Raw genomic sequence first — 8,954 nt, 5'->3', positions numbered from 1 at the left:
GGCGATCCGCCGCGAGACCGATGCCGCGCCGCGCGCGCGCACGCCGCGGCTCTCGCGCGCGGAGATCGTGCGCCGCAACAACTCGAGCGGCACCAGCGGCGTGCAGTTCAAGTCGCCGCGGCCCGACCATCCGGGCTACTGGATGGCGATCACCTTCATCGCCGGGCGCGGCACCGTCAGCAAGGCCTTCTCGGTGAAGACCCATGGCGAGCAGGCGGCCAAGCGCCTCGCGATCGCCGAGCGCGAGACGCAGCTCGCGCTCAAGCGGCAGCTCGACGACGCGGAGCTGGCGTCCTGATGGCGGCGCGTGCGTGCAAGGCCGGGCCCGCGGGCACGGCCGGGGCGGTGCTGCCATGAGCCTCAAATCGCTGAACCGGCTGCTGCGCGTGGCCTCGCACCTGCTCGACCAGGCCGCGGCCGACGTGCGGGCCTGCGGCCTCGAGCCGGCCACCGAGCAGGTGCACCGCATCGGCCGCGCGATGGTCGAGCTGATCGAGGTGCAGCGCCGGATCTATGCCGAGCAGCCCGAGCTGCAGCCGCGCACGCTCGTGGCCTCGCGCCGCGAGGCCGATGCCAACCGGCTGTTCACCCAGCTGATGCTCGAGGCGCTGGACCTCGAGGACGCCGGCAACGTGGCCGCCGCGCTCGAGAAGTACACGCAGTTCATCGGCCTCTCGCCCTCGCACCACCACCGCGAGATCGTGCGCGAGGAGATCCGCCGGCTGTCGGCGCCGGCCGTTCAGGCGTAGATCGGGTCCTCGGCCATCGCCTCGCACTGGTCCTGCAGCATCTGGACCTGGCCCTTCCAGTAGTCGCTGCTGCCGAACCAGGGGAAGTTGATCGGGAAGATCGGGTCTTCCCAGCGCCGCGCGAGCCAGGCGCTGTAGTGGATCAGGCGCAGCGTGCGCAGCGGCTCGATCAGCGCGAGCTCGCGGCGGTCGAATTCGCGGAACTGCTCGTAGCCGTCGAGCAGCCCCGAGAGCTGCGCGGTGCGCTGGGCGCGCTCGCCCGACAGCAGCATCCACAGGTCCTGCACCGCGAAGCCGGTGCGCGCGTCGTCGAGGTCGACGAAGTGCGGGCCGCCGTGGGGGCGGTCGGTCGGGGTCCAGAGGATGTTGCCGGGGTGCACGTCGCCATGCAGCCGCAGCTTGCGCGGGCCGTCGCCGGTGGCCGCCGCGCTCGAAAGCGGGGTCGCGGCGATCATCGCCAGCGCCTCGTTGCAGGCCTTCTCCCAGTCGCGCTGCACGTCGAGCGGCAGCTTGTCGTTCGCCAGCAGCCAGTCGCGCGAGGCGGTGCCGAAGTTCTGCAGGTCGAGCGCGGGCCGCGCCTCGAACGGGCGCGCGGCGCCCACGGTGTGGATGCGCGCGAGAAAGCGCCCGACCCATTCGAGCACCTCGAAGTCGTCGAGCTCGGGCGCGCGGCCGCCGCGGTAGGGGCTCACGCTGAAGGCGAAGCCGGCATGGCGGTGCAAGGTGGCGCCGCCGAAGGCCAGCGGCGGCACGGCGGGGACCTCGGCCGCGGCCAGTTCGAGCGAGAAGGCATGCTCCTCGAGGATCTCGGCCTCGCTCCAGCGGCCGGGCCGGTAGAACTTGACCACCACGGCCGGGTGCGGCTGCGGGTCTTCGAGGTGCACCTGGTAGACCCGGTTCTCGTAGGAGTTGAGCCCGGTGAGCCGGCCGTCGCCGTGCAGGCCGAGGCCCGCGAGCGCGTCGAGCACCACGTCGGGCGTGAGGCTCTCGTAGGGATGGGCAGGGTGGCCGGCGGGCGCCGCGGGGGAATCGGGAATCATGCGGCGATTGTCGTCGCCCGCACCCCGCGCGCTTTTCAGAGGCCGCCGGGGTGCGCGTGCAGCGACAGGATGTGGCCGGTGCGCGGATCGCCCTTGCCGGCCAGCACCTGGGCATAGGCCGCCTGCGCGGCCGCGCCGCCGTGGTGGTGCTCGGCGCGCAGCCAGGGGCTCGCGGCATCGGTCGCGCGCGCGGTGAAGGCCTGCCAGGCCGCCACCATGCGGCGGCTGAATTCCTCGGCGCTCCATTCGGCGGTGCGCTTCTTGATCTGCGCGGGCGCGAAGAACAGCGTGGCGCGCGGGCCCGCGAGCTCGCGGGTGGCGCCCTTCGAGGCCAGTTCGTCGACATGCGTGCCGCCGATCGCGCAGCTGTAGCGCAGGCCCGTGAAGCGCGCATGGATCGCCTCGCGCAGCGCGCCGTTGCCCGCGAAGTCGATGTAGACGCAGGGCGTGTCGGCGGGCAATTCGTCGAGCGCGTCGTAGCGCAGCACGCGGTGGTAGCAGCCCAGGCTCTCGCAGTAGCCGACGTTGGCGGCCGAGGTCAGGCCGACCACCTCGATGCCTTCGCGCTGGTGCAGCTGGAACGCGGTGCCGTAGGCCGTCTTGCTCGAGGCGCTCGACAGCAGCATGGTGCGCGCGCCGAAGAAGTCGTTGTCGGCCATGAAGTCGTCGATCAGCCAGGAGGTGATGAACAGCGGGCGCAGCAGCGCCTGCGTGTCCTCGCTGTCGGCGGTGTAGAGCGGGTCGGCATTGCAGCGGAAGTACTGGTTGTAGACCACCGGCAGCTCGGCGCGGTGCGCGGCGCCGTCGGCGAAGCGCTCGGGCGACAGCCGCGTCGGGCTCAGCACCGCGCCGGTGGCCATGGGCCAGTAGCCGTAGAGGCGCTCGCCCACGGCCACGCCCGGATGCAGCGACTGCACCACGCTCGCGAAGCCCCACACGGGGATGTTGCCCCAGGCCTCGTCGCCGGTGGGGAAGAAGCGCCAGTAGCTCATGGCGTCGCCGAAGGCGGCGTAGGTGATGTTGTTCGAGGTCAGCGCGAAGCTGTCGATGCGCACGCGCACCTGGCCGTCGGCCAGTGGCGTGTCGGTGCTGTCGTCGAGGCGGGTGTCGCCCAGTTGGCTCTTGCGGATCTGCAGGCTGAGGGTGGTGCTCATGGCGTGTCGAAGCTCCGTGGCTGCGCGGCGTTCCGGCCGCTGGGGTGGCAAGGGGTGCGTCGCGACGCACCGGTGAGTGCACGCCACGTTAGCCAAGCTTCGTGAAAGGCGCCATCGCGCCGGCGTCGCGCGCGTCGCACGCGGGACAAGCGCGCGCACGCAAAAAAGCCCCGCGGCGCGGGGCTTCGTCGTGGAGCGCGGGGGCTCAGGCGATCGTCAGTTCGACGTCGATGTTGCCGCGCGTGGCGTTCGAGTACGGGCAGACTTGGTGGGCCGTGTCGACCAGCTTCTGCTTCTGTTCGGCGTCGAGGCCGGGCAGCGTGATCGCGAGCTTGACCGCGATGCCGTAGGCGGCGCCGCCATTCGTCGGGCCGAGGGAGACGCTGGAGTCGATCGCCACGTCGTCCGGCACCTTGACGCCGATCTTCGGGCCCACGGCCTTCATCGCGCCGATGAAGCAGGCGGCGTAGCCGACCGCGAACAGCTGCTCGGGGTTGGTGCCGGGCTTGCCCGAACCGGGCGAGCTCAGCTGGACGTCGATCGCGCCGTCGCTGGATTTGCCGGCGCCGTCGCGGCCGCCCGTGGTGTGGGCCTGGGCGGTGTAGAGCACTTTGTCGAGCTTGGTGGTCATGGTGATGTTTCCTTGGTCGAAGTGGAACGGTGGTTGAAGAAAGCCGTCGTGGTCCGGAATGGCACGCGGCGGGAGAAACCTGTTGTAGTGATTGAAATGGCTTGCTTGCTCAGGCGGCCTTGCGGATGCGGTCGCGCAGCGCTTGAATCTGGTGGGTGAGGTCCACGAGCTCGGGCACCGAGCATTCGGAGGCCGCGAGCAGGCATTCGGGCACGTGGCCCGCGCGCGACTTGAGGCGGCGGCCCGCGGCCGTGAGCGTGATGTGCACGCGGCGCTCGTCGGCCACGTCGCGCACGCGGGCCACGAAGCCGTTGGCCTCGAGGCGCTTGAGCAGCGGGGTGAGCGTGCCGGAGTCGAGCGAGACGCGCTCGCCGAGTTCGGAGACCATGGGGCCGTCTTTTTCCCACAGGGCGAGCATCACCAGGTACTGCGGGTAGGTGAGACCGAGCTTGTCGAGCAGCGGCTTGTACAGGCGGGTCATGGCCAGCGAGGCGGAGTACATGGCGAAGCAGAGCTGGTTGTCCAGCTTCAGGAGTTCGTCTTGCGTGAGGGAGGGCATGGGCCGAATTATGGCACTCAATTAAATTGTGTGCAAAGTATTTCGTGCGACGGGGTTTTCGGGTCCCTCTCCCGGCGGGAGAGGGCAGGAAAACTCAGGGGCGCTTCATCAGGGCATCGGCCACCGCGGCAAAGCCCGGCAGCGTCAGCGGATCGTTGCCCGCGTTCGCCGCCACCGGATGCGCCGCGTAGCGCACGATCACCATCTGCGCCGCCGGGTCCACGTAGATGCTCTGGCCGTGGATGCCGCGCGCCATGTAGGCGCCGTGCGCGTTGTTCGACACCCACCACATGTTGCGGTACGACCAGCCCGGCAGAAGGCCGTAGCCGGCCTTCGCGAACTTGGCGGTGTCGCCGCCGCGGCGGATGTCGTCGACCACCGCCTTCGGGAACACCTGCTGCCCGTTGGGCGCGCGGCCGCCGTTGCGCAGGGTTTCGCCGAAGCGCGCGAGGTCGCGCAGCGTGGTGTTGAGGCCGCCGCCGCCCGACTCGGTGCCGATGCTGTCGACCATGAAGTAGGCGTCCTGCTCGGCGCCGATGCGGCGCCAGATCTTCTCGCTCAGCAGCTCGGCCAGCGACTGGTTGCTGGCGCGGCGCAGGATCCAGGCCAGCACCTCGGCATTGATGGTCTTGTAGCCGAAGGCCTCGTCGTGCGCGCCTTCCTTCTTCTGCAGCGCGAGGAACTCGTAGAAGGTCTTCGGGCCGCTGTAGCCGGGCGCGCGCGGAATGAAGCCGCCGGCGCGCGAGTAGTCCCAGATCTCGGCCTTGGGATCGGCGTAGTTCTCGGAGTAGCGCACGCCGATGGTCATGTCCATCACCTGGCGCACCGTGGCGTCGCCATAGGCGCTGTCCTTGAGCTCGGGCACGTACTTTGTGACCGGCGCCGCGGGATCGAGCTTGCCCTCGTCGGCGAGGATGGCCGCGAGCGTGCCGACGAAGGACTTGGTGACCGACATCGCGAGGTGCGGCCGCTCGGGCGTGAGCGCGCCGAAGTACTTCTCGTACACCACCTGGCCACGGTGCAGCACCAGGATGCCGTCGGTGTAGGTGTTGGCGATCATCTGGGCGACCGTGCTCTCCTCGCCCGACAGCGACTTGAAGCGGATGCCCTCGATCTGCTGGGGCGTCACGCCCGTGGCGGCCGGCAGCGGGCTCGCGGCGCCGCTGCCGCGCCACACGTTGGCGGTGGGCATGACCTCGCGCACGTGCGAGAAGGTCCAGCGGTTGCGCGGGAAGGCGTTGCCCGCGGGGTTCTCGAAGGTGATCTGCTTGTCGGGCGGCGGCGGAAAGCCGCGCATCCAGCCGAGCGCGTCGACGGAGGTGGCCGCGGGATCGGGCAGGGCCGCGGGCGCTGCCGGTGCCTGGGCGTGGAGGGAGGTGTTCACGGCGGAGAGGGTCAGGGCGGCCAGGGCCGCGCGCAGTCGCAGGGTCATGGTGAGGATGGAAGAAGAGGGGAGGGGCGGGGCGTTCGTCAGCGCCCGCTGAAGCGCGCGGGCCGGCGCTCGATGAAGGAGCGCACGCCCTCGGCCGCGTCCTCGCTGTTCGACAGCCGCTTCTGCGTCTCGATGAACTCGCCGACCGCGGCCAGCGGGCCCTGCTCGATCGCCTTGAGCACGTTGAGGCGCGTGGCCACGACCGCGAGCGGCGCCTGCGCGGCGATGCGCTGCGCGATCGCGAGCGCCTCGTCGAGCTCCTGGCCCGCGGGCACGACCTTCTGCACGAAGTTCAGGCGATAGGCCTCGGCGCTGCCGAACTCGTCGGCCGTCAGCAGGTGCAGCATCGCGTTGCCGAGGCCCGCGCGCTCGGCCATGCGCAAGGTGGCGCCGCCCGTGGCCATGATGCCGCGCTGCACCTCCATCTGCGAGAAGCGACAGTTGTCGGCCGCCACCACGATGTCGGCGCCGAGCATCAGCTCGATGCCCACCGTGAAGCAGATGCCCTTGACCGCCACCACCATCGGCTTGGTGCGCCGGCGGTAGCCCTCGAGGCCGAAGTCGTGCGGCTCCACCAGGCCCTGCGGGATCGCCTTCTCGCCGCGCTTCATGTAGTCGGCTACCGCGGGCAGGTCGAGGCCGGCCGTGAAGTGGTCGCCGAAGGCATGCAGCACGCCCACGCGCAGCTTCGGGTCGTCGTCCAGGCGGGTGTAGGCCTCGGCGAGCTGGCGGAACATCGGCGGCGTCCAGCCGTTGCGCTTGGCGGGCCGGTTGATGCCGATCAGCAGCACGTGGTCGAGCACCTGGGTGTCGATGCAGCCTTCGGTGGGCGGGGTGGTGGGCGTGGCGGTCATGGCGTTGCCTGTCTCCTCGTTCTTCGGCGCGTCAGTAGGTGTAGACGCCGCGGCCGGTCTTGCGGCCCAGCTGGCCGGCGGCGACCATTTCCTTCAGCAGCGGGCAGGGGCGGTACTTGGAGTCGCCGAACTGGTCGAGGTAGACCTCCATCACCGCGAGGCAGACGTCCAGGCCGATCATGTCGGCCAGTGCCAGCGGGCCGATCGGCTGGTTGCAGCCGAGCTTCATGCCGGCGTCGATGTCCTCGGCGGTCGCGATGCCCTCGGACAGCACGAAGAAGGCCTCGTTGATCATCGGCACCAGGATGCGGTTGACCACGAAGCCCGGCGCGTTCTTCACCGTGATCGGCGACTTGCCCAGGCGCTCGGCCAGTTCCTTCACCGTGTCGTGGGTGGCGTCGCTCGTGAGGTAGCCGCGGATCAGCTCGACCAGCGCCATCATCGGCACCGGGTTGAAGAAGTGCATGCCGATGAAGCGGTCGGCGCGCGAGGTGGCGGCGGCCAGCTGCGTGATCGAGATCGAGGAGGTGTTCGAGGCGATGATGACCTCGGGGCCCACGAGCTCGTCGACCTGCTTGAGGATCTTGAGCTTGAGCGCGTGGTTCTCGGTCGCGGCCTCGATCACGAGCTGCGCGCCCTTGAGGTCGTCGTAGTTGGTCGAGCCCTGGATCAGCGCCAGCGCGGCGTCCTTCTGCTCGGCCGTGAGCTTTTCCTTCTTGATCAGCCGGTCGAGGCTGCCCGAGACGGTGGCCAGGCCCTTGTCGACCGCCGCCTGCGCGACGTCGATCATCACCACCTTGACGCCCGCCACCGCACAGGCCTGCGCAATGCCGTTGCCCATCGTGCCGGCGCCGATGATGCCGACGGTCTGAATCGCCATGAGAAATGCTCCTTGAGAAAACGAAAGGGGAAGAAAAGAAAGAAAAGGCGGGCCAGCCGCCGTGCCGTCCATTGTGGATCAGCCCCGTGCCAGCGTCGTTGCCGCGGGCGACACGGGTGGCTTACAGTGCGCGCTCGCGCTTTTCCCCTCTTTTTCTTCCCTCCCGAACCGACAGAAGCCGCCATGACCACCCTCGGCACCCCCCTCTCCCCCTCGGCAACCCGCGTGATGCTCCTCGGCTCCGGCGAACTCGGCAAGGAGGTGCTGATCGCCCTGCAGCGCCTGGGCGTCGAGACCATCGCCGTCGACCGCTACGAGAACGCGCCCGGCCAGCAGGTGGCCCACCATGCGCGCACCATCGTCATGAGCGACCCCGCGCAGCTGCAGGCGCTGATCGAGGCCGAGAAGCCGCAGCTCGTGGTGCCCGAGATCGAGGCCATCGCCACGCCGATGCTGCAGCAGCTCGAGGACGCGGGCACGGTGCGCGTGATCCCCACGGCCCGCGCCGCCCGCCTCACGATGGACCGCGAAGGCATCCGCCGCCTGGCCGCCGAGACCCTGGGCGTGCCCACCAGCCCCTACAAGTTCTGCGATTCGCTCGCCGAGCTGCAGGCCGCGATCGACGGCGGCATCGGCTACCCCTGCATCGTGAAGCCCGTGATGAGCAGCTCGGGCAAGGGCCAGAGCAAGATCGACGGCCCGGCCGATGTGCGCAAGGCCTGGGACTACGCCATGGCCGGCGGCCGCGTGAGCCATGGCCGCGTGATCGTCGAGGGCTTCATCGACTTCGACTACGAGATCACGCTGCTGACGGTGCGCGCCAAGGATGCCGGCGGCGCCGTGAGCACCCGGTTCTGCGAGCCCATTGGCCATGTGCAGGTCAGCGGCGACTACGTCGAGAGCTGGCAGCCGCACCCGATGGCACCTGCCGCGCTGCAGAAGGCGCAGCAGATCGCCGAGGCGGTCACGGCCGATCTCGGCGGCCAGGGCCTGTTCGGCGTCGAGCTGTTCGTCAAGGGCGACCAGGTCTGGTTCAGCGAGGTCAGCCCGCGGCCGCACGACACCGGCATGGTCACCATGGCCACGCAGTGGCAGAACGAGTTCGAGTTGCATGCGCGCGCGATCCTCGGCCTGCCGGTGGACACCACGCTCAAGAGCCCGGGCGCCAGCGCGGTGATCTACGGCGGCGTCGATGCCCAGGGCATCGTCTTCGACGGCGTGGCCGAGGCGCTGCAGGTGCCGGGCGTGGACCTGCGCCTGTTCGGCAAGCCCGAGAGCTTCGTCAAGCGCCGCATGGGCGTGGCGCTGGCGCATGCCGCCGACGTGGAGACCGCGCGCACCAACGCCAAGGAAGCCGCCTCGCGCGTGAAGCCGCGCCAGGCCTGATCGCTTCGGTCGACGGCAGGCTGCGCGCGCGACAGCCGTAGCCAGTTTTCGCAAGCCGCGCCGCGCAGGCGCAGGCAAGGTGCCGGGGCTGACGAAAGACGCCGGCCCGGGAGGGATGCGGGTGCATGCGGATTCCGTCCGCGCGCGCCGCGCTCCACACTGGGTCGATCGATCGATCCACCGGAGACACCATGCTGCATCCCCAGGCCCGTGCGCTGCTCGACTTCATCGAGGCGCGCGGCATCCCGCCGACCCACACGCTGTCGCCC

Annotated in this window: 9 protein-coding genes and 1 pseudogene; 3 read left to right on the top strand and 7 right to left on the bottom strand. The window is 70.0% G+C overall.

What is annotated here, in order from left to right; translation table 11 throughout:
- Together AC27VN_RS23675 and AC27VN_RS23670 are read left to right on the top strand one after the other, a co-directional pair.
- Window positions 1-298 (top strand): annotated as a pseudogene (locus tag AC27VN_RS23675) (AP2 domain-containing protein); the annotation flags it as partial.
- Between the two features lie 55 nt (window positions 299-353).
- On the top strand, window positions 354-749 hold the full coding sequence (locus AC27VN_RS23670) for a hypothetical protein (RefSeq protein WP_093355269.1): 396 nt from the start codon (window positions 354-356) through the stop codon (window positions 747-749).
- Here AC27VN_RS23670 and AC27VN_RS23665 read toward each other — a convergent pair.
- The 7 genes from AC27VN_RS23665 to AC27VN_RS23635 form a co-directional block, all read right to left on the bottom strand.
- Window positions 740-1,789: a serine/threonine protein kinase gene (locus AC27VN_RS23665; protein WP_431511139.1), complete on the bottom strand. Its 1,050-nt coding sequence runs from the start codon at window positions 1,787-1,789 to the stop codon at window positions 740-742. The genes AC27VN_RS23670 and AC27VN_RS23665 overlap by 10 nt on opposite strands.
- A 35-nt stretch (window positions 1,790-1,824) precedes the next feature.
- On the bottom strand, window positions 1,825-2,943 hold the full coding sequence (locus AC27VN_RS23660; RefSeq protein ID WP_490878082.1) for a DUF2855 family protein: 1,119 nt from the start codon (window positions 2,941-2,943) through the stop codon (window positions 1,825-1,827).
- A 205-nt stretch (window positions 2,944-3,148) separates the two neighbouring features.
- Window positions 3,149-3,574 (bottom strand): organic hydroperoxide resistance protein, encoded by a 426-nt coding sequence (locus AC27VN_RS23655; RefSeq protein WP_057595126.1) that lies wholly within the window; start codon window positions 3,572-3,574, stop codon window positions 3,149-3,151.
- Window positions 3,575-3,683: 109 nt separating this feature from the next.
- A complete protein-coding gene (locus tag AC27VN_RS23650) occupies window positions 3,684-4,133 on the bottom strand; it encodes a MarR family winged helix-turn-helix transcriptional regulator (RefSeq protein WP_296781540.1) in 450 nt (149 codons plus the stop codon).
- A 94-nt stretch (window positions 4,134-4,227) separates the two neighbouring features.
- Window positions 4,228-5,565 carry a serine hydrolase domain-containing protein gene (locus AC27VN_RS23645; protein WP_490878081.1) on the bottom strand — a complete coding sequence of 446 codons (1,338 nt, stop codon included), beginning with the start codon at window positions 5,563-5,565 and terminating at the stop codon, window positions 4,228-4,230.
- Window positions 5,566-5,603: 38 nt separating this feature from the next.
- Window positions 5,604-6,419, bottom strand: coding sequence for a crotonase/enoyl-CoA hydratase family protein (locus AC27VN_RS23640; RefSeq protein WP_422099704.1), 816 nt, complete (start codon window positions 6,417-6,419; stop codon window positions 5,604-5,606).
- A 31-nt stretch (window positions 6,420-6,450) separates the two neighbouring features.
- Entirely contained in the window at window positions 6,451-7,299 is an 849-nt protein-coding gene (locus AC27VN_RS23635) for a 3-hydroxybutyryl-CoA dehydrogenase (RefSeq protein WP_490878080.1), read from the bottom strand.
- A gap of 183 nt (window positions 7,300-7,482) precedes the next feature.
- Here AC27VN_RS23635 and purT point away from each other — a divergent pair, with 183 nt between their 5' ends.
- Window positions 7,483-8,685 carry a formate-dependent phosphoribosylglycinamide formyltransferase gene (gene purT, locus AC27VN_RS23630; protein ID WP_490878079.1) on the top strand — a complete coding sequence of 401 codons (1,203 nt, stop codon included), beginning with the start codon at window positions 7,483-7,485 and terminating at the stop codon, window positions 8,683-8,685.
- Window positions 8,686-8,954: the final 269 nt, after the last annotated feature.

This window comes from Variovorax sp. 20P10.2.4 (genome assembly GCF_058244205.1).
This window is presented reverse-complemented; position numbering and strand designations above follow the sequence as displayed.

Coding starts and splice junctions, on each gene's coding strand:
- AC27VN_RS23670 (WP_093355269.1), top strand. CDS start 354: ATGAGCCTCAAATCGCTGAACCGGCTGCTGCGCGTGGCCTCGCACCTG.
- AC27VN_RS23665 (WP_431511139.1), bottom strand. CDS start 1,789: ATGATTCCCGATTCCCCCGCGGCGCCCGCCGGCCACCCTGCCCATCCC.
- AC27VN_RS23660 (WP_490878082.1), bottom strand. CDS start 2,943: ATGAGCACCACCCTCAGCCTGCAGATCCGCAAGAGCCAACTGGGCGAC.
- AC27VN_RS23655 (WP_057595126.1), bottom strand. CDS start 3,574: ATGACCACCAAGCTCGACAAAGTGCTCTACACCGCCCAGGCCCACACC.
- AC27VN_RS23650 (WP_296781540.1), bottom strand. CDS start 4,133: ATGCCCTCCCTCACGCAAGACGAACTCCTGAAGCTGGACAACCAGCTC.
- AC27VN_RS23645 (WP_490878081.1), bottom strand. CDS start 5,565: ATGACCCTGCGACTGCGCGCGGCCCTGGCCGCCCTGACCCTCTCCGCC.
- AC27VN_RS23640 (WP_422099704.1), bottom strand. CDS start 6,419: ATGACCGCCACGCCCACCACCCCGCCCACCGAAGGCTGCATCGACACC.
- AC27VN_RS23635 (WP_490878080.1), bottom strand. CDS start 7,299: ATGGCGATTCAGACCGTCGGCATCATCGGCGCCGGCACGATGGGCAAC.
- purT (WP_490878079.1), top strand. CDS start 7,483: ATGACCACCCTCGGCACCCCCCTCTCCCCCTCGGCAACCCGCGTGATG.